Consider the following 20123-nt stretch of genomic DNA (forward strand, 5'->3'; position numbering starts at 1 on the left):
GCGGACGTTACCGGTAATCGGTATGCAGTAATCAGTTAACAGTGAGGCCGCTCGAAAGAGCGGTCTTTTTTGTTTGTAGGCGCGCTTTCTTAGCGCGAAAATGCGAGGATTGGAATCCTCGGCTACAAAACTATCGGAGATAATCTCATGTTTGAACAAGAAAATTATGAACAATCCCATCTGTACAAGCTGCGGCATACGGCCGCACATGTTTTGGCGCAGGCGGTGCTGGAACTGTACCCACAGGCGAAGCTGGGTATCGGCCCACCGATTGCGGACGGATTTTATTATGATTTTGATTTAGGTGTGGATGGAAACGGCCGTTCCCAAACGTTCCACCCCGACGACCTGCCCAAACTAGAAAAGCGGATGCGGCAAATCATCGTCGAAAAACATCCGCTGGTTTACGAGGAAGTTTCTGCCAAAGAGGTGCGCCAGCGGCTGGCCGACCAGCCGTACAAGCTGGAACTGATCGACGAGCTGGCCGCCAAAGGCGAGCAAATCAGCCTGTACCGGCACGACAGCTTTGTCGATTTGTGTCGCGGGCCGCACGTGGCCGACACGGGCAAAATTCCTGCCGCTGGGCTCAAATTGATGAGCATTGCGGGAGCGTACTGGCGTGGGGATGAGAAACGGCCGCAGCTTCAGCGCATCTACGGCACGGCCTGGCCCAGCAAAAAAGCGCTAAAAAACCACCTGGCAATGCTGGAAGAAGCTAAAAAGCGCGACCATCGCCGCTTGGGCCGCGAGCTGGAAATCTTCATTTTGGATGAGGATGTTGGCCCTGGCCTGCCGCTATGGCTGCCCAACGGCAACATTTTGCGCGAGGAGTGCGTGAAGCTGGCCAACGAGATGGAGGATAAAGCGGGCTACGTGCGCGTCGCCACGCCGCACATTGCCAAAGAGTCACTTTACCTGCAAAGCGGCCATCTGCCCTACTACGAAGACGAAATGTACCCGGTGATGGAGCGGGACGGCAGCAAATATTATCTCAAGCCGATGAACTGCCCCTTCCACCACAAAATTTATGCCAGCAAGCCGCGCAGCTACCGCGACCTGCCCTTGCGACTGAGCGAATACGGCATGGTGTACCGCTACGAGCAGAGCGGCACACTGATGGGGCTGCTGCGGGTGCGCAGCATCGAACAAAATGATGCCCACATTTACTGCGCCGAAAGCCAGATCGAAGACGAATTTATGGGCGTGGTGGATTTGTACCGCAGCTATTTCGATCTGTTTGGCATTGAAAAGTACGTGATGCGCCTGAGCAAACACAGCCCGGACAAGCTGGGCGTGAAGTACGTGGACAACGGCCGTATGTGGCTCAAAGCCGAGCGCATCATCCGGGAAACGATGTTGAAGTATGATGTGCCATTTGTGGAAGCGGAGGACGAAGCTGCGTTCTACGGCCCCAAAATTGACGTGCAGATTTGGAGCGCCATCGGCCGCGAGTTCTCGTTGGCGACGAACCAGCTTGATTTTGGCGTGCCGCCCCGCTTTGACCTGACGTTTACGAACGCGCAGGGCGAATTGGAGACGCCGTGGTGCATTCATCGCGCGCCACTCGGCGCACATGAACGGTTTATCGGCTTCTTGATTGAGCATTACGCAGGTAACTTCCCGGTTTGGCTGGCGCCAGAGCAGGTGCGGGTGATTCCAATCACGGACGGGCAAAATGAATATGCCCAGCAGGTAGCTGCGCAATTAAAAGCAGCTGGCGTGCGCGCCCAGGCAATGTTAGAAAGTGACCGGATGCAGGCCAAAATCCGAGCGGCACAGCAGATGAAGGTGCCGTACATGCTGATTGTGGGTGAACAAGAGGCGGCGGCTGGTACGGTATCGCTGCGCAAGCGGGATGGCTCGCGGCAAAACGGGCTGTCGCTGTCGGCGTTTGAGGCTATAGTATTGGATAAAATTGCTCAGCGAGATGCTGTTTTGTAGGATACGGCCGTTGTTGACAATGAATCTGTGATAGATGTATACTGCATACATCTAAAGATCGCCGCAATGGTCAAACGGAGCAAGCAAATGACAGAAAAAATGGTGCGAACACAGGTTTATTTACCGCAAGATATTTACGAAAAGCTAAAATCCCGCGCCGATGAGGAAGGCATTACGATGGCTACCCAAATTCGGGAAGCGTTGGCTGAGTATGTGGTGGAGCAGCCAGAAGAGAAGGAGGGACACGTTCTCACCGAGGATGATCCCATCTGGCAGCTCATCGGCATTGGCAAAGGTGGCCCTCCGGATGGCTCGGTTAACCATGACAAATATATCTACACCAGAGATTGGGACCCAGAGGATGATGCATGAATCTTTTTGTAGACAGCAGCGGTTGGATAGCACTCTTTGGTGATAGAGATAAGTTTCATCAGCGCGCTGTGGACGCCTACCGGAGCTTAAAAAACCAGCGGCTAAATTTGCTAACTACCGATTACGTTTTTGATGAGACCGTTACCTTTTTACAGAAACATTATGGCACCGTGGTGGCCCAAAAGTGCGGGGAAGCGATTTTGAACACACCCTATATCAATCTCTTGTATCTTGACAATGAGGTTTGGCAGGCTGCTTGGGAGATGTTTCAAGCGTATGCAGATAAGCAGTGGGCGTTTACGGACTGTACGAGCTTTATCGTGATGCAGCAACAGCTCATTTGGCAAGCGTTTAGCTTTGATCAACATTTTGTGCAAGCAGGATTTCAGCTTTGGCCAGGTAACGAGTAAATATCCTAGGAAGGGGTCGGACGATGGATAGCGAGATCAAACAGAAAATCAGTGAGCTAAAGGAGCAATTTAGCGATCGGCGTACCCAGGTTTGTGAGATTGAGGCGGTGGAAAAAGACGGCCGAACCCACATCATTGGCACCGTTTTGGATGAAGCAACAAAAACGGCCGTGCATAATAAGTTCCTTAATGCTCAAACCGAGCTAAACGTTTTGCGGATGCAAACCCCCACTTGGCTGGCTGTTAGCACCACCTTGACTGGACTGTACAATAAGCCCGGTTTTGGTTCTGGGCTGGACAGCGAGTTGAAAAACGGTCAAATGGTAGAACTGCTGCGTGTTGAGGAGAGTTGGGCTTATGTGCGGCAACCAGACGGCTATCTAGGTTGGGTATACAGACCTTATTTGGCAACCAACCCAGAGACTGAGCCCACCCATCTGGTGAGTGATCCCGTCGCCCCGCTGCACTTAGCACCGGATGCTGCTGCGCCGTTGGTGAGCCGGGTTTTGGGCGGTACGGCCGTTACCATCACCGAAGAACAACATGGCTGGGCTTGCCTAAAGTTGGTAGGAGAACTGGCTGGCTGGTTGCCTGCCCACACGCTACGGCCGTTGCCCTTGCCCACACTGCCAGAAGCCCAACTACGCCAGCGGTTGGTGGCTGATGCGTATAGCTTTACCGGTGTGCCGTACCTGTGGGGGGGCAGTTCTGCCTACGGCATTGATTGTTCCGGTTTTGCCCAGATCGTGCACCGCCTATCTGGTATTCAGCTACCCCGTGATGCCGATATGCAGTTTGATAACGGCCGTTCTGTTGAACCACCCTTCCAACCCGGCGATCTGCTCTTTTTTGCCAGCCCCAACGGCCACCGGCGCATCACGCATGTGGGTGTCAGCCTGGGGGATTGGCAGCTCATTCACTCTTCCCGCAGCCACAACGGCGTGTACGTAGACAACGTGCAGGAAGTGAAACATCTCCGCGAAACCTTTGTCGGGGCGCGAACTTTTATTGCCTAGGAGCAAAGTAGCTAGCAGTTGAGAAAAGGCGGCGCGGCGGGACGCCGAGGCCGCAGCCGGGTGCGGTTTTGCGCTCGCCGAAGATCGCGCCGCAGCAGGAGTTTTATTTCAGGTGGGGGTTCATGGCGCGGTTGAGACCGTCGCCGAGCAGGTTCCAGCCGAGGCCAAAGAGGGTGATGGCGGTGGCGATAGGCAAGAAAGTCCACCAATAAATGAACGGATTACCGCCTAACCCCAGGGCAAAATCGCGGGAGCCAACCAGCACAATCGCCCAGGCCACTTCGCCACCAAAGCCAATGAAGATGAAGGCTGCGGCCCAAATGACCATGCCGCCCACATCTTTGGCCATAAGAACGATGGTAGGGGCGATGGCGTTGGGCAGCAGGTGGCGGAACAGAATGCGCGGACCAGTTGCGCCCATGGAGCGTGCGGCCGTTACAAATTCAGATTGACGCAGTTGAGCAATGCTGCTGTTGGTGAGCCGGGCGTAGGGCATCCAGGAGAATAGAATCAGGCCCAGCATGATTGGGCTGACTTTGAAATTGTACAGGAACAGTTCCCACCAGCGCAGGGTTTCTGGCTCTAAAAATGGGTTGAAAACGGCCGTAAACAACGTCCGCTGAATAATCCAAATAGCCCCCAACACGGGAAACGCCAGAAACGCATCGGTGATGGCCATCAGCAGCCGCTCGACCCAGCCACCCGTGTACGCGCCGACGGAACCGACGATGATGCCAAAAACGGCCGTCAGCACCGTCACCACCAGCCCAAATTGCAGCGCTGAACGCGTGCCCCAGATGAGCGTAAAGAACACATCCCAGTTGTAAAAAGCATCCTGCCCTGGCGCAATGCCAAATTGCGGCAAATTTTCGATTTGCGGCACGGTGCCCAGTGGATGTTCCGCAGAGGGCGGCTCGGGCAGTCTGGTAAATGTTTGCCCAACCGACTTGAAAGGTACGCGGCTTTCGGGATCGTTTGGTGGGGCGATGATGGGGGCAGCAACGGCCGTGCCCACAAACAGCCCGATGAGCAGCAGCGCCAACCAATTTTGCCGCTGCCGGAAGAACGCACGCCAGCGAATCATGGGCTAGCCTCCGTGTCATCGTCGGCCTTACGCACGCGCGGGTCTACCAGTCCTTTCAACAGGTCCAGAAGCAGCATAATGGGAAGCACCAGCAGCACGCTGTAGATGGCAAATCCCATCGCCAACGCCGCGTCGGGAGCCGTGTCGCGTAGGCTGCGGGTTACCAGTTCAGACAAGCCTTTGTAGTCGAACACGACCTCAACCACAAACACGCCGGTGATGAGTGACGCGGCCGAAAGCGAACTGCTGGTAAGCACGGGTAGCAGTACGTTGCGAAAAACGTGCCGCCACACAATTTGGCGTTGCAGCAGACCCCGCGCCCTGGCGGCCATCACGTACGATTGGCTGGCTTCGTTAATGACGGCCACTCGAGTAACGCGCCCTAGCGTGGCCCACTGCGCCAGCCCCAAAGTGAAGACAGGGAGTGCCAGGTGGCGTAGGGCGTCTTTTGTTACATCGAGACGGCCGTTTAGCAAGCCATCAATCGTCAAGAAGCCCGTAATTGTCTGGAACGAAGAGGTAGAAGCGCGTAAGGTTAGCTCGATAAGGCCCGTGCGCCCCGGCGGGAACCAGCCCAGCCCCACATAAAAAATGGAAAGCAGAAACATTCCCAAAATGAACGGCGGGATGGAAGTGGCAATGAAGGCGGCTGTGCGAAAGCTGCTGTCTTGTCTGCTGCCGGGTCGCCATCCGGCAACCACTCCGCTGATGATTCCCAGCGGAATGAGAGTGAGCAGGGCATAAAAAGCAAGTTCCAGGGTGACGGCCGTTCGCCGTTGCAGCAAATCCAAAACAGGCGCATTAAACGAGGGACTGTACCCCCAATCTCCACTGAGCAAGCCGCTGGCCCAACGGCCGTACTGCTGCAAAAACGGATCGTTTAAGCCATTTTCCTCGATGATGCGGTTGGTCAGATTTTCCAGCTTCTCGGCGGACATGATGCGGGGCTGGTTGGGAGGCATGTAAAGTGCGGCGCGCTCCTCGGCAGGGACGGACATGAAAAAGCTGTAAAGCACTATCGTGACCGCCAGCAGCGTCACCGGGATGATGAGCAGTCGGCGCAAAACGTAGGTGAGGACGGACAGGGTGGGTTTCATTTGGCTAGCTGGTAATCAGGCAATTTTGTAATTGAGTAACTGCCAATCTCCATGCTCTAATCGTTAATCTCTGCCACTTCACAAGAAACAAGCTGAACCATTTCTGATCCTTCTAGTTGGCAGGTGATCTGGCTATTTTGGTCTGTAACGGCCTGGATGATGACGAAACGGCCGTGTTGCGCCACGCGCTCCCAGACTGGTGATTCTTCAAACAGGGTGGCTCGTTCTTGCAGCCAATTTTGCCAGGTGGCGTCGGCCGTCACCCCACAGCGGCGACAGTCGTCATCCAGAACATTGCCGAGCATGAGGCGGTTCATCCCGTCAGAGAATGGAATCCCGGCATCAAAACAAAAGCTAAAGTAGGTCGCCCGTTCCTGTGAAATAATCACTCGGCAGTTGACCCAGGCACCACTCTCAAAATGGGCGGTGATCACGGCATTGCTCCACGCTTCGTCTACCTCATTTACCAGCAGTGTGTATGGCCCATCCAGTTGATCGGCCACGCTGTCCAGCGCACTGTAGTTAAAATCGGTATCCAGCGAGAGCTGGAACAGGTCTCCATCGTATTCTCGCACGCGCTGAATCGCCTGATCGGTAACCTGCAACGCTTCTCGTGGGGCACTGGTGGTCAGATCGGGGAACAGTGCGCCTATGAATCCAGCTAGCAGAGCCGGTAGCAGCAATCGGAACGCGACTTGTTTGTTTAAGCGACGCCCATGTACCAGCTCTTGATGTGCCTGTACCAGATTTGTGTTTTGCACGATGGCCAGGAAAGGCAACACAACGAGCAGCAAAAATCCGGCGATTACATAAGACCACCAAAACAGATGCGTAGGCGATTGAACGACGGGAAGCCCAGAAAAACGGTCATCTGCTAACCAGACCGTCCAATTTTGCCCGATGGGTGGCAGCATCCCCAAGCTAACGCAGATGAGAACGGCTGCACCTAACCAAACCAGCATTGCCAAGAGCGGTTGACGCAAGTAGCTGGCAAGCCAGCCTGTGATGCCGCCCAGCAGCAACACAGCCAGTCCGCTCACAATGGCCCCGCCATAGGGGAACCAAACCGGCAACCGCGACATCACCATCATTTTGGGAAGCCAAAATCCAATAGCGATGGCTAACCCGATAAGTAAGCCTTGCACCAGCCCCAGACGGCGGAAGCTGGGCAGCGATTCATGATCTAGTTCCTGCGGTAACTCCAGCAGCCTGTGCGGCCGTTCCGCGTTCATCCTGTTTGTTTGCGCCATAATACCCCTCCCATAACAAGTAGCAGCAACAAAGCCATGCCGCTTACCAATAACCAATTGATTTCATTTGCATTTTCCGATGAGGGTGTAGTGGGAACGGCCGTTGCCAGCGATGTTGGCGTGGGTTCAACAACGGCGGTAGGCTGTGGTTGGGGCGTGTTCAAGATGATCTGCTCGGCAGAAACGGCCGAGATTGGTTCCCCATTCCACACCCCATGCGCCTGACCTAAAAAGGCAACAATGGCCAGATATTCCTCATCTGTCAACGACCCAGGCACCTGGCGCGGCATTGATGCCCGAATGTAACTGTACAAATCCGCCGCCGTACCAAACTGGCTCAAGCTGTTTCCGCCAATGATGGCTGGTACTTGCTTGGGGAGCGTGAACCCTTCTTCATACGGCCGTGCGCCGTGGCAGCCAGAATTCCAGCAATATTGATCCTCTTCCGGGTATTGCGCCCGCCAATCGTCGTCGGGCGCGTCGGTGAGTCCTTGCCCCACATCCCCATGGCAGGGCTGGCAGTGTAGCCAATAAAGTTGGGCACCCTCATCCGCCTGGGTGGGTGCAGGAACGGTGGGTGGCGCGGCCAGCCGATCTGGCGTAGGTGTCGCATCCTGCGCCAGCGTCTGGGTACTTGTTACAAAGAGGCAGATGAGTAGGGAAACGGCCGTGGCCCCCACAAAAAACACACGCTTCATCATCTAAAATTAAAAATGAGCGAGCCACTTTACGCGACCCGCTCATTCAACCACCTGATTACTTGAATACTTAATTATCCCTTACGCAGTTTCGGGTCCAAAATATCGCGTAAGGCATCCCCCAGCAAATTCCAGCCTAGCCCATACAGCAGCAACGCCAGCCCAGGGAACAACACAATATACCAATGGGTATCCAGCGTCAAAATCCAGTCGCGGGCAAAGCTCACAATTTGACCCCAATCAGCATATCCCGGCTGCACACCAACGCCCAGAAAACTTAGCGCAGCAAATGAAAGCACGATGGCTCCCATGTCTAAGGACAGGAAAACCAATGTCGGAAAGATGGCATTGGGCAACACATGCTTCAAAATAATGTGAATATCTCTGGCGCCGCTTGCTTGTGCGGCTAATACATAATCCCGCTCTTTATTAGAAAGAATATCACCGCGCAGCAGGCGCGCATATCCCATCCAGCCAAACACACTTAATGCAATCATGGCAGGCCACAAGCTTTGTCCGAAAATAGGCACCAAAATTGAAGAAAGTACCAATACAGCTACTAGGCCGGGAAACACAATAAATATCTCCACAATGCGCATCATGATTTCATCAACCCAACCACCGAAGTAGCCAGCTATTGAGCCAACCAATATGCCAAACAGAGCCGAAACGGCCACAACGGCCGTTCCTGCCAGCAATGCCGTCCGTGACCCCCAGACAATGCCATACCAAATATCATATTGTTGACTGGTGGTTCCCAACATATGCACCCACGTTTCATTGCCCGTAACTAAACGATACCAACCAGGTACAGTACCAGGAGTATTTTGGTTCCAGGGTGTGCCAGGGGGAAGCGGTTCCGGCTTATACCCATCTTGCGGAATGGTATAGGGGTCCCAGTTTTCGGTGGGGGCAGGTGCCAGAATCGGTGCAAAAGAGGCCATCAAAATAAACAAAGCAACGATAATGAGACCCGTTACAGAAAGCGGATTGGTAGCAATGCCCTTGAGGAGTCGGTACCATTCTGGCCCAACCAATTGCTCCAGGCGATTTTGATCACCTAAATCTTCATTTAAATCTAGCCCAGCTACTACGTCAGGTGTTGTCATCAGCTTTTCCTTCCTCAAACATACGATTTCTCCAAGAATGAAGTCGTATGTTTGAGTCGCCATAAAGGTAATTTATGAGAGTCGAATGCGGGGATCAATTACCACATACATAATATCTACAATCAAATAGGCAAAGATAAAAAGAATGCCATTAAACAAAGCGAAGCCCAACATCGTCAGTACATCAAGCTGAACGGCCGCAGCGGCCGCCATTTGCCCTAACCCTGGATAGTTAAAAATCACCTCGGTAACCACCACGCCATTCATAAGCCCGGCTAACGTGCCGCCCGCAATGGTGATGACTGGAATAAGAGCGTTGCGCCGAATGTGCCGATTAACCACCGTTTTTTCATACAAACCTTTGGCACGAGCAGTCCGTACATAATCTTGCCGCATCTCCTCCAGCATCGAAGACCTTGTGACCCGCAATAGCAAGGCCCACTGCACCACGGCTAAGGTAACAACTGGCAATACCAAATGCCGCAGCGCGTCCACAAAAACATCAAACCGCAAATTCAGCAAGCTATCAATTGTCATCATGCCCGTGTACTGCGTAAAGCCAGGGCGACTCACCAACAGCGTATATTCAGTAGAAAGTCGGCCTATCTGTAGCCAATCTAACCTGACGGCAATAAGCAATAGTAGTAACGCAAAAACAAAAGTGGGAAACGACCAGCCTATGGTTGCAAACACCCGCACAACCTGATCGAATAGTTTATTGTGATTGAGCGCGGCTTTTATACCCATCCAAATGCCCCCGGCAATAATTGGAATCATCGCCCACAGGGCAAGCTCCAGTGTCGCCGGGAAGCGTCTTTTAAGCATATCAATAACTGGTTCCCGCCCTGTGCGCGAAAAACCGAGATCTCCCCGCAAAACCCCCCCAATACGCTCCCCGGTTTCAGGATCAATCTGACCGGTCATCCAATTCCAATATTGCACATGGATAGGCTCATCTAGCCCATAGCGGCGAATAATGGCATCGACCTGTGATTGGGTTTTGGGAATATCACGCACGTACAGGGCAGAGCGTTCCACAGGCCCCAAAATTTGGAGCATACTAAAAATAAGTATCGTCACCCCAAACATAATGAGTGGCATAATGAGCAAACGGCGGATGATGTAAGCAGTCATAAAAGCCTCTTGTTTTTTCTAGGATTTGCTTCCATTCCATTAAAACAATTCTGCTGAAGAGTTGTGATCATCTACAAATCTACACCAGGCTTGCTTTAATCATTATGTAGGGGCGGTTCGCGAACCGCCCCTACAAAGGTTATGCTAAGCGATTATTCGCTAGCTAGACTCAGTGCATAGAAGTAGGTACCAGATGTGATTGGGTTGTAGTACCAATTTTCTACCCAACGTTGCTCATAACGGGCACCTGTGCCTTGGGACAAGGTAATCTGAATAGCCAGATCATGGTGCAGTTGCTGCAATTCAAAGTAGATCTGCTCACGTTCTGCTGGATCTGCAGTTTCTACACCAGCGTTTACTAATGCAGTAAACTGGTCCAAGATTTCTTGCGGTAACTGTTGGCGACCAGCATAGGTGCCGACCGTAAAGGGCTGTACCCAGTTGTGCGGGTCATGGATGTCTTCCAACCAGCCACTAGCAATCATCGGTACCTGAGAGGCACGGAAGGAGCGTAAGAATGTGGGCCACGGCAGGCCAACGATCTCAACTTGATACAGTGGGTTGATGGAGCGCAGGTTGGCTTGCAGAATCGCACCGGCGGTCTGGCGGGAAACGTTACCTGTATTGTAGGCAATCTGGAAGCGGAAGCCCGTTTCTGGTAAGACGCCGCCCCAGGCTTGTTCCAGTTCAGCAGCGCAAGCATCTAGGTCAGTTTCGTACATTGGGCCGTCGGGATTGTAGCCCAACATATCAAGGATGATTGGCCCATTGTTGCGCACGCCTTCACCATTTTGTGCGTCGGTGATGTACGCTTCGTAGTCGAAGCAGTAGTTCATTGCGCGACGGACGTTGATGTCGCTGAAGAAGTTCGGCGGAATGCCGTTGCCGTCTAGCTCACCACTACCAATGTAGGGGGAATCCTCGCCAACATCAAAGGTCATAAAGACGTCAGTACGAGATACCTGCGGCAGGTCACCCCATTTCCGCAGAGGTCCATTGGGATTCTCTGGGTTGGGTTCACATTCACCTGTGCGGAAGTCACAGAATTCACCAACAAATTGATCGGCCTGTGGACGATTCGCTTGCGGTACAGCGGCGTTTTCGATGTCGCCAGCCTGCAGGGCTGCAAAACGGGTACCCCATTCATCAACTTGCCGTTGGACGATGGTGCCGATAGCTGGCTGCCCAGCGGGGCCACCTTCCCAAACGGGTTGGTCATCACCACGCCAGTAGTTTTCGTTAGCAACCAAGACCCAGCCTTCACCAGGTGTCCAGCTTTCCAGACGATACGGGCCGGTGCCGTTCATAACGGCCGTTAACTCGGAATTCTCAGAACCAGGTGCGTAGAAGTTCTGCCAAGTGTCGCAGCTACCATCCCAGGCACCTTGCTCAATAGCCCATTCCATATCCAGAATTGAACCCCAAGCCGGAGCGATACTAGCCAGGAAAGGTCCCCAAGGCTGCGCGAGGTTAAACGTAACCGTGCTTGCATCATTGTCAGCAACCACAGCAGCCTGTACTTTTTCACAAACAGCGACTAATTCTTCCGCGGAAGCATTGGCAACCAGACCTTCGGGATCACCTGCGTAGGCACCTTCAGCAATTTCTTCGGTGATGTCAAACGTTTGGTTATAGCCCATAATCGGTTCCAAAAGCAGCCATTGGGCACTGTTTGGATCAGATTGCAGCAGCCCACGCTGGAAGGTATATGCTACGTCGCTAGCCTCTAGCGTGCCACCCTCATGGAAAGTAACACCTTCACGAATGTTGAACGTGTAGGACAGGCCGTCTTCAGAAATCAGCCCATTTTCGGTGCTCGGAACTTCCACCGCCAGGGCGGGAACGAAAGTTGTCGGGTCTGCACCGTTGTAGGTGATGAGAGGCTCCATGACATTCAAAGCCAATGTACCACTGGCGGTGTCATAGATTAAGTTAGGATCCATTGTGTCAATGTCACCAAAGGTCATGTAGGTGTAGATGGAAGGATCAGGAGCACCAGTTGGGCCAGCTTCTTCGCCCCCAGCTTCAACCTCAACTGTCTCAATGACAGTTTCGGTAACAACACGGGTGACTTCTACCTCAACCGCTTCACCTTCTACAACCTCTGTGACCGTTTCTGTAATGACACGGGTGACCTCGACGGGTACCTCAACAGTTTGTGGGGAACATGCGACAACAATGATGGCAAACATGGCCATCATTGCCGCAAATAACCCAATTCGTTTTTTTGTGTTCATTGTTTGTATATTCCTCCTCTGAATATCACAATTGTTTGCAAAAAAATGGTTCTAGTGTTTGAACTTTTCTATATCTACAACCTCCTTTCCAATTGCTGTTGATCACACAATCTTCAAACTCTTCACAAATTTGCAAAGGTTAGTGGAGAAAACGAGTTTTCGGAAACTGAATCGTTCCAAATTTCCCTTCTTTTCTCTTGAAAGTAAGCCGCATCATTTACCAGAAGTTCTCTTTTTGAGGGGCGTGTGCGGTTTACTTAATTGGCAATGACATACTATAAAAAGTTTTCGGCGTGGTGACAGGCTACCATGTGCACATGCTCGGACTTGCCCAACGGCCGAAAAACTGGGTCTTCTTTGCGGCAAATATCAGTGGCATGTATGCAGCGTGGGTGAAAGCGACAACCAGCGGGTGGATTATCCGGGCTAGGGACATCCCCCTCCAAAATGATGCGTTGTCGTTTCTCTTCTTTGTCAGGATCAGGTAAGGGAATCGCGGAGAGAAGGGCTTGTGTGTAAGGATGAAGGGGATGATCGTACACATCATTCCGGTCGCCCAGCTCCACAATTTTGCCTAAATACATAACTGCTACGCGATCGCTGATGTATCGCACCATCGATAAATCATGGGCAATAAACAGATACGTCAAACCAAGTTCTTGCTTGAGATCATCTAGCAGGTTAACTACCTGGGCTTGAATGGAAACATCCAAGGCAGAAATAGGCTCATCGGCCACAATAAAAGAGGGATTTGTCGCTAAGGCGCGGGCAATGCCTATACGCTGACGCTGCCCGCCGGAAAATTCGTGCGGGTAACGGCTGATAAAATACGGATTTAGACCTACTAATGCAAGCAGTTCCTCTACACGTGCTTTGCGGCTCTTGGAGTCGCCGATACCGTGAATAGCTAATGGTTCGCTGACAATGTTGCCTACAGTCATGCGTGGGTTGAGCGAAGCATAGGGGTCTTGGAAAATCATCTGCATGTGGCGGCGGGCGCGGCGCATTTGCTCACGGTTTAATTCCGTTAAAGATTTCCTTTCATAAAATACGGAACCTTCTGTGGGTTCGTACAGCTGTAAAATAGTGCGGCCAGCGGTAGATTTACCACAGCCACTTTCACCTACAAGCCCCAAGGTTTCGCCTTTGTAAATTTCAAAGGAAATGCCGTCCACGGCACGAATGGCCCCAACTTGCCTTTTTAGAACGCCCCGCCGTATGGGGAAATGCTTTTTTAGATCATTTACTTCAATGAGAACTTCACGATTGTGACGGCCGTTTTCTGATTCTGTCATGCAGTTGCTCCAACTAAGCTTTGTTCACGAACTTCTTCCCAACGCCAACACGCTACCGAATGATTTGGTGCCACCGGTTTGAGCGGCGGATTTTCCTGAAGGCATTTGTCTATGACGAAAGGGCAACGCGGGGCAAAAGGACAGCTATTTGGCTCCTGAAGCAAATCGGGGGGTAACCCTTTGATAGTGTACAGTCTTGTTTTTTCTTTTTCGTCAATTTTGGGGATTGATTCCAGCAAACCGAGCGTGTAAGGGTGGCTGGTTTTTTTGTAGACATCATGCACTGGACCTTGTTCAATAATGAATCCAGCATACATGACTGAAACCTTATCTACCATGCCAGCCACGATGCCTAAGTCGTGTGTGATCCAAATGATAGCCATGCCAAGCTCATCTTGCAGCCGCTTGACCAAATCTACAATTTGAGCCTGAATAGTGACATCCAGGGCCGTTGTAGGCTCATCTGCAATCAAAATAGAGGGATTGCAGCTAAGAGCCATGGCAATCATAATGCGCTGCCGCTGACCACCAGAAAATTGATGGGGAAAATCTTTTAGTCGATCGGCTGAATCGGGAATACCTACAATTCTGAGCAGCTCGGCAGCACGCTCGTTGGCTTTTTCTTCATCCATAGCCAGGTGAAGACGGAGGGCTTCGGTAAGTTGTTGACCTACAGTAAGGACCGGGTTGAGGGAGGTCATGGGGTCCTGGAAGATCATGGCCAGGTCACGCCCACGTATCTGACGCATTTCACCAGCAGATAGCTTAAGCAGATCACGGCCGTTGTACAGGACTTCGCCAGCTTCCACTTTTCCAGGCGGGTCTGGAATGAGTCCCATAATGGAGAGGACACCGACAGATTTGCCAGAACCGCTTTCCCCAACAATTGCCATCGACTCCCCTTCTTTTAGGGTATAGCTGATGCCATTGACTGCATGAACAATGCCGTCTTCGGTGTAAAACCGAGTTACCAGGTCAGATACTTCAAGTATGGGTGTGGTCATAGATTTTTAACTACCGATTTGGTGAAAGAAGATTTTTGAGTTGAGTAGATGCAGGCTACTTTTTGATTACTCATCTTCCTATAATAATAAAAGAGTGTACATCCTGCTTGGCAAATGAGCAAGCTGAAAACAGAAAAATCGGTATCTTTTTGGCGTCATTATGGTGACCTATTGGTACTATAACGGGGTTTTGGGTGCAATGCAAGTCCTAATTTGGCAACGGCCGTACATGCCTCGCCGATTTTACTGTACCATCTGCGCAAAACGGAGAAATTGACGGGCTGGTGGTTTGGCTCAAAGGCAAAAAAGTGCATGAGAAACCGGGTACGCGTAATGAAATTGCTATTATTATTGTTGATGCTTTGTTTGGGGGGAACGGCCGTCATCTTGCTAACTGCCCGTATCTTTTGGGGTGGGGTGCTGCAAGAGCCAACATCGGTTGATGTACAGCTAGATGCACCAGCCCAAGTGGTGCTTGGCGAGCCTTTTGAGGTGACCCTGCATCTGACGAACTTGATTACCGCCAGCCAAACCTTGCACAGCATTGATATTGCTACGGGCTATTTGGACAATGTGCCGTTGAATCGCTCCGAACCTGCATACACTGAGCTGAAAACACTGCCCTTGTCTCGCTTTACAATGGTTACATTTGAGCAGGAAATTCCTGTCGATGGTTCAACGACAGTTACTTTGCAATTTGTGGGGGAAGCTGTTGGTACGTTTGAGGGGATATTAGATGTGTGCCTGCAGGATGGCACGCTTTGCCTGGCCGTGCCTTTGGAAACGGCCGTTGTTGAAAGGTAGAGACGCTGCATTGCAACGCCTCTACCTGGAGATGAATTACATATTGTCTACAATTGCTTGCGCAAACTCGGAGCATTTCAGCTTGGTGGCCCCTTCAATTTGGCGGTGCAAGTCGTAGGTCACCGTCTTGTTCTGAATCGTTTTGGTCATTGCTTCCACAATCATTTCACCAGCTTCGATCCAGCCCATATACTCCAGCATCATTACGCCGCTTAGGATGAGGCTGCCAGGATTCACCTGGTCTTTGCCAGCGTACTTGGGTGCCGTGCCGTGCGTTGCCTCAAACAGGGCCACGCCATCACCAATATTGCCGCCGGGGGCCATGCCCAAACCGCCTACCTGGGCCGCAGCCGCATCGCTCATGTAGTCGCCATTGAGGTTGAGGGTAGCGATCACGTCATAATCTTTGGTGCGGGTGAGTAGCTGTTGCAGCATGTTGTCAGCAATCACATCCTTGATGACGATCTCTTTGCCCGTGTTGGGGTTCTTCATGATGTGCCAGGGGCCGCCTTCCCAGGGCTCGGCACCAAACTCATCACGCGCCAGCTCGTAGCCCCAATCGCGGAAAGCCCCTTCAGTGAACTTCATAATATTGCCTTTGTGGACCAGGCTTACAGAGCTGCGGTCGTGGTCGATGGCATATTGCATTGCCTGGCGAACCAGTCGCTTGGTGCCAAATTCGCTCACTGGCTTGATGCCGATTGCAGATGCGTCGCGTACGGTTTTGCCCAATTCATCCCGCAAGAAAGCAATGAGCTTGTTGGCTTCATTAGAGTTGGCCACAAATTCCACGCCAGAATATACGTCTTCTGTATTTTCGCGGAAGAGGACGATGTCCATTAGCTCTGGGCGTGCCATTGGGCTGGGGGTGCCGGGGATGTAGCGTACGGGGCGAACGCAGGCGTATAGATCAAGTACTTGGCGCAAGGTCACATTCAGGCTGCGGAAGCCACCGCCGACCGGAGTGGTAAGGGGGCCTTTGATGCCGACAACGAATTCGCGCATGGCGTCGAAGGTTTCTTCTGGCATGTAGTTGCCATCGTACAGGCTGGCTGCTTTTTCACCGGAGTAGATTTCCATCCAGGCAATTTTGCGCTTGCCGCCGTACGCTTTTTCTACGGCCGAATTCCACACGTGCAGCGAAGCGGGGGTGATGTCTACGCCAATGCCATCGCCTTCGATGTAAGCAACGATAGGATTGTCGGGGACGTTTAGCTGGCCGTTGGCGTAGGTGATTTTTTCACCATTGGGTACTTTAATATTGAGATAGCTCATGGTTTGGTTCTCCTTGGTCTCTTGTCACGGCATCTTTTAAGATGGCTTGTTTCCGTGAAATATCTGAGGTGAATCCATACAAAACAAGCCAGCAAATAGGCTGTTTGCATGTCTATGGGTATGAATTCTGTTAAGTCTGAACTTGGTTTGGGTTCCAGCTTGATTATACGCGATTGGGAAGAATGGGAAAGTGGGAAACGGCCGTATCCGGGAAGTTGGGGTGGGATACGGCCGCTTGGCAGTTTGTTTATCGTTCAGGCAAACGAATGCGAACATTGGCGGGGGCATCGTGCTGAGCCGCAACTGGCATATGCATGATGCCAGCAGGTGCACCTGCTGGCACGGGCACCATCACATCTTCAATTTTGGCTTCTTTAACACGGCACCACATGTCAGTGTGAATGGTATGTTTTTGAGCACGTACTTGGTTCCCTATGGCTTGGCCAAACGTATTGAATTCTGGCGGATCGCGAAACAAACCAACCAAATCGAGTCCGCCTGAGTCGTTGCGGTTTACTGACATCCATTGAATATCAAAATGCTGATTGCCAACTTCCAATGCCTGGCGCGCTTCCCAAGTGACCAGTCGTGTCATGTTTGCTACGCTATGAAAAACAGGAGGTGGTAATTCTCTATCAACCTGCCCCACAAACTGCTTGACAGCAGCCATGCCAATGAAAACCGCAACAAGGGTTGGGATTCCCACACTAACTCCCCACACAGTCAGAAAGCCTAAATTAGCAACAAGATCGCCCTTCAAACCTTCAATTGCATTTTTACGTGCCTCTGTTATGGCGTCTAATTCTGCAGTGCGTCGCACTTGAATAGCAGTTTCACTTTCAGCTTGAATTTGTTCCAGAGCAGTTTCTGATGCAACCACTGTATCAGCTAGCCTATCAGATAATGTATCAATTTCTGCTTCCACTGAAGGCAAATCTTCGCTGGGTAGCTCATCTAGCAAATCTTGCATCTGTCCGGCTATATCGGCGAACTCATCTTGAGTAGCATCTATTTGCTGATTTACAGACAGGGAGACGGCCGTTGCTGCCTCATCAACTTCACTTTCCGGGGAATCTTGGGCAAGTTCCAGAAATATGCGGAAGGATGTAGGGGCTAATGAAAAAAATATAATTGGGAAAACAATCGTAAATAAGAAAATAAGAATACCACCTCGTATCCAAAGTTCGGTTTCCTTGCTTCTTCTTTTGGGAAGCACTTTTTTCACGTGTTGGTTTTCCCGTAAGCCACTCCATTCACGAGTCAGCTCCCAAATGGTGCCAAAAATGGCTGCTGGTATTGCTACCAAAAGAACAGCAGCTTTGCCCAGGTGAATATCCATAAAGAAAATCAAGGTCAAAGCGAGTGCGACAAAAGACCACAACACATAGTTAGCCAGACGCACTACCGGGAAGCGCTGCTGCATGCCCTGATTATTGGTCTGGAGTAACGCGAGCCAATTGCGATTATCGGCACCGCAGCGGGGGCAGTTGACGGCATACGGCGTAAATTCAAAGGGTTGCTGTTCGTTGATGCGGCCCGGCAGCTGCTGCGCCTGACGCGGCGTTGGTACCACCGGACGTTGCTGTCGCTGCGGCTCATAGTATAGATTAACAGTGTTGGGCACGTTGGGTAGCACCCGCCAATCACCACTGCCCCCTTCAGTAACGGCAAACTTCTCTTTGCAGCTTACACAGGTGATGTGTCGGGTGGTGTAGACATTGGGGAAATTTGGACGTTCGAACACGGTACACCTCTTGGATGATGACGGCCGTTTCATTGTTACTGCTATGGAACCACCATCACAAGCCCTCCACTGGCTGGAGGATACAGATACAAATGGACAGACAATACGGAACTAACAACCGTGACGCAGCATAGAAAATCTAAGGGTAAGGAACCTTTGCCCCAAAAATTCAATAGATACTACGACAAAATTTCATTACAACTATCCTGAATAGATGCCAAAAATGAGCGACCAATGGCAATTACACGGGTAGCATACAAAAAGTAACAAGAGCTGGCAAGGGTACTGTTTAATTTGGGTGCGATAAAAAGTTGTGTATAGCTCGGTCTTATGCCGACAGGATTCATTTTGCGCTCTCGTGATCATACACAGAAATTAATCGCCCCCGTTTAATTTTGGCCTGAAATCTACAGGAAAAAGTCTAAGGTGCCCGTTCATACAAATATACGCATTCCTGTCTTGACCTGCTGCAATTAGCTGTATAATGGCTCCATTCCATTGGAGTGCCGCAAAAAAAGGAGTAATCCCATGACAACGTTTAGCCCTGAACAAATGGCGCAAGCAACGGCCGTACTTAATTCTGTTCGTGAAGATTGGTTAGCGCGTGAAGGCGTAACGGCCGTTGATCTTGGCTTCAAATGGTCACAAGGATTAATGACTGGCAGGCTCTCTATCCGAGTGCATGTCTCCCAAAAACGGCCAGAGGCTGATCTGACCGAAGCTGAATTATTCCCAGAAGAAATTGAGGGCATTCCAGTGGACGTGATCCAGGCGGAGTATGGCCTTCAATTGCTGCCCGGCAGTTCCCAACTAGAGGCTGCCCCTGAAGCCCGCAAGGCCCGCTACGATCCCATTCCGTTAGGTGTCAGTGCTGGGAATCCGCGCATCACGGCGGGTACGCTTGGTGCCAAAGTGTACGATGCCACTACGCTAGTGCCAATGGCTTTGAGCAACTGGCACGTTTTTGCCGGATCGCCGGGTGCGGCCGTGGGTGAACCCATTTGGCAACCAGGGGCATTAGACGGCGGCAACAGTGGCGATACCTTTGCCACGTTGAGCCGCTTTGAGCTAGGGCCATATGATGCAGCCGTCGCTCAACTGACCAACGCACGCGACCTGCTCGGCGCAACGGTGGATGACGATGCCATTGAAGATGTAACGACACCCATTTTGGGCATGTTGGTTTGGAAAAGCGGCCGTACCACCGAACATACCAAAGGCTTCATTGATGGTGTGCAAATGACAACTTCCATCAACTATGGTGCGGCAGGCGTACGCCTTATTCAGGATGTTGTGCGCATTGTGCCTCGCCTTGGGGCAGGCAATGTAGAAATTAGCATGGGGGGCGATTCAGGCTCCATTTGGGTGGATGAGGACAGCGGCAAGGCGATTGGGCTGCATTTTGCGGGAGAGGTGGGCAATGCCCCGGAACATGCACTCGCTTGCGAACTGCAACCGGTGCTTAGTCGGCTGAATGTGCTCATGCCAGCACAACGGCCGTCTCCACCAGACCCAACGCCAACGCCAGACCCTATCGAACCACCATCGCCCCCGCCAGATGATGATTCGTTCCCGCCACCGCCCCAACCTAACCTTTTCCAACGCCTCTTGCACAGTTGGCGCAGCTTTTGGCGCAATCTTTTTGGGTAAAAG

At 51.8% G+C, this 20123-nt stretch carries 17 protein-coding genes; 6 read left to right on the plus strand and 11 right to left on the minus strand.

Translation table 11 applies throughout. The annotated features are described in order from the left end of the window. Positions 1-147 precede the first annotated feature (147 nt). From thrS to ACOQPU_RS17695, 4 genes are all read left to right on the plus strand, one after another. The gene (thrS, locus tag ACOQPU_RS17680) at positions 148-1941 is read left to right on the plus strand and encodes a threonine--tRNA ligase (RefSeq protein WP_420641151.1); all 1794 of its coding nucleotides are present in this window, start codon (positions 148-150) and stop codon (positions 1939-1941) included. Between the two features lie 87 nt (positions 1942-2028). Beyond that, entirely contained in the window at positions 2029-2313 is a 285-nt protein-coding gene (locus tag ACOQPU_RS17685) for a CopG family transcriptional regulator (protein ID WP_420641152.1), read from the plus strand. Then, complete coding sequence (locus tag ACOQPU_RS17690; RefSeq protein WP_420641153.1) at positions 2310-2723, plus strand: type II toxin-antitoxin system VapC family toxin; 414 nt, start codon at positions 2310-2312, stop codon at positions 2721-2723. Before ACOQPU_RS17685 ends, ACOQPU_RS17690 begins: the two co-directional genes overlap by 4 nt. Positions 2724-2746: 23 nt before the next feature. Beyond that, a complete protein-coding gene (locus tag ACOQPU_RS17695; RefSeq protein WP_420641154.1) occupies positions 2747-3739 on the plus strand; it encodes an NlpC/P60 family protein in 993 nt (330 codons plus the stop codon). A 103-nt stretch (positions 3740-3842) separates the two neighbouring features. On the opposite strand, the gene ACOQPU_RS17700 is transcribed toward ACOQPU_RS17695, so the two are convergent. From ACOQPU_RS17700 to ACOQPU_RS17740, 9 genes are all read right to left on the minus strand, one after another. Then, positions 3843-4823, minus strand: coding sequence for an ABC transporter permease (locus ACOQPU_RS17700; protein WP_420641155.1), 981 nt, complete (start codon positions 4821-4823; stop codon positions 3843-3845). Continuing rightward, positions 4820-5920: an ABC transporter permease gene (locus ACOQPU_RS17705; protein WP_420641156.1), complete on the minus strand. Its 1101-nt coding sequence runs from the start codon at positions 5918-5920 to the stop codon at positions 4820-4822. Before ACOQPU_RS17705 ends, ACOQPU_RS17700 begins: the two co-directional genes overlap by 4 nt. Before the next feature lie 56 nt (positions 5921-5976). Next, the gene (locus ACOQPU_RS17710) at positions 5977-7170 is read right to left on the minus strand and encodes a hypothetical protein (RefSeq protein ID WP_420641157.1); all 1194 of its coding nucleotides are present in this window, start codon (positions 7168-7170) and stop codon (positions 5977-5979) included. Then, entirely contained in the window at positions 7149-7871 is a 723-nt protein-coding gene (locus ACOQPU_RS17715) for a c-type cytochrome (RefSeq protein ID WP_420641158.1), read from the minus strand. Before ACOQPU_RS17715 ends, ACOQPU_RS17710 begins: the two co-directional genes overlap by 22 nt. A 71-nt stretch (positions 7872-7942) precedes the next feature. Further along, positions 7943-8977, minus strand: a complete 1035-nt coding sequence (locus tag ACOQPU_RS17720; RefSeq protein WP_420641159.1) for an ABC transporter permease — start codon at positions 8975-8977, stop codon at positions 7943-7945. 72 nt (positions 8978-9049) lie between these two features. Beyond that, positions 9050-10111, minus strand: coding sequence for an ABC transporter permease (locus ACOQPU_RS17725; protein WP_420641160.1), 1062 nt, complete (start codon positions 10109-10111; stop codon positions 9050-9052). A 152-nt stretch (positions 10112-10263) separates the two neighbouring features. Next, the gene (locus tag ACOQPU_RS17730) at positions 10264-12348 is read right to left on the minus strand and encodes an ABC transporter substrate-binding protein (protein ID WP_420641161.1); all 2085 of its coding nucleotides are present in this window, start codon (positions 12346-12348) and stop codon (positions 10264-10266) included. Between the two features lie 275 nt (positions 12349-12623). Beyond that, positions 12624-13643: an ABC transporter ATP-binding protein gene (locus tag ACOQPU_RS17735; protein WP_420641162.1), complete on the minus strand. Its 1020-nt coding sequence runs from the start codon at positions 13641-13643 to the stop codon at positions 12624-12626. Beyond that, the gene (locus ACOQPU_RS17740; RefSeq protein ID WP_420641163.1) at positions 13640-14647 is read right to left on the minus strand and encodes an ABC transporter ATP-binding protein; all 1008 of its coding nucleotides are present in this window, start codon (positions 14645-14647) and stop codon (positions 13640-13642) included. The genes ACOQPU_RS17735 and ACOQPU_RS17740 overlap by 4 nt, the downstream gene beginning before the upstream one ends. Before the next feature lie 333 nt (positions 14648-14980). On the opposite strand from ACOQPU_RS17740, the gene ACOQPU_RS17745 reads away from it, so the two are divergent. Beyond that, positions 14981-15451 carry a hypothetical protein gene (locus tag ACOQPU_RS17745; protein ID WP_420641164.1) on the plus strand — a complete coding sequence of 157 codons (471 nt, stop codon included), beginning with the start codon at positions 14981-14983 and terminating at the stop codon, positions 15449-15451. A 36-nt stretch (positions 15452-15487) separates the two neighbouring features. On the opposite strand, the gene icd is transcribed toward ACOQPU_RS17745, so the two are convergent. Both icd and ACOQPU_RS17755 read right to left on the minus strand, forming a co-directional pair. Further along, on the minus strand, positions 15488-16726 hold the full coding sequence (gene icd, locus ACOQPU_RS17750) for an isocitrate dehydrogenase (NADP(+)) (protein WP_420641165.1): 1239 nt from the start codon (positions 16724-16726) through the stop codon (positions 15488-15490). Between the two features lie 247 nt (positions 16727-16973). Next, the gene (locus tag ACOQPU_RS17755; RefSeq protein WP_420641166.1) at positions 16974-18350 is read right to left on the minus strand and encodes a hypothetical protein; all 1377 of its coding nucleotides are present in this window, start codon (positions 18348-18350) and stop codon (positions 16974-16976) included. Between the two features lie 648 nt (positions 18351-18998). Here ACOQPU_RS17755 and ACOQPU_RS17760 point away from each other — a divergent pair. Then, entirely contained in the window at positions 18999-20120 is a 1122-nt protein-coding gene (locus ACOQPU_RS17760; protein ID WP_420641167.1) for a hypothetical protein, read from the plus strand. Positions 20121-20123 lie beyond the last annotated feature (3 nt).

Source organism: Candidatus Leptofilum sp., assembly GCF_965223285.1.
Lineage (GTDB): Bacteria > Chloroflexota > Anaerolineae > Promineifilales > Promineifilaceae > Leptofilum.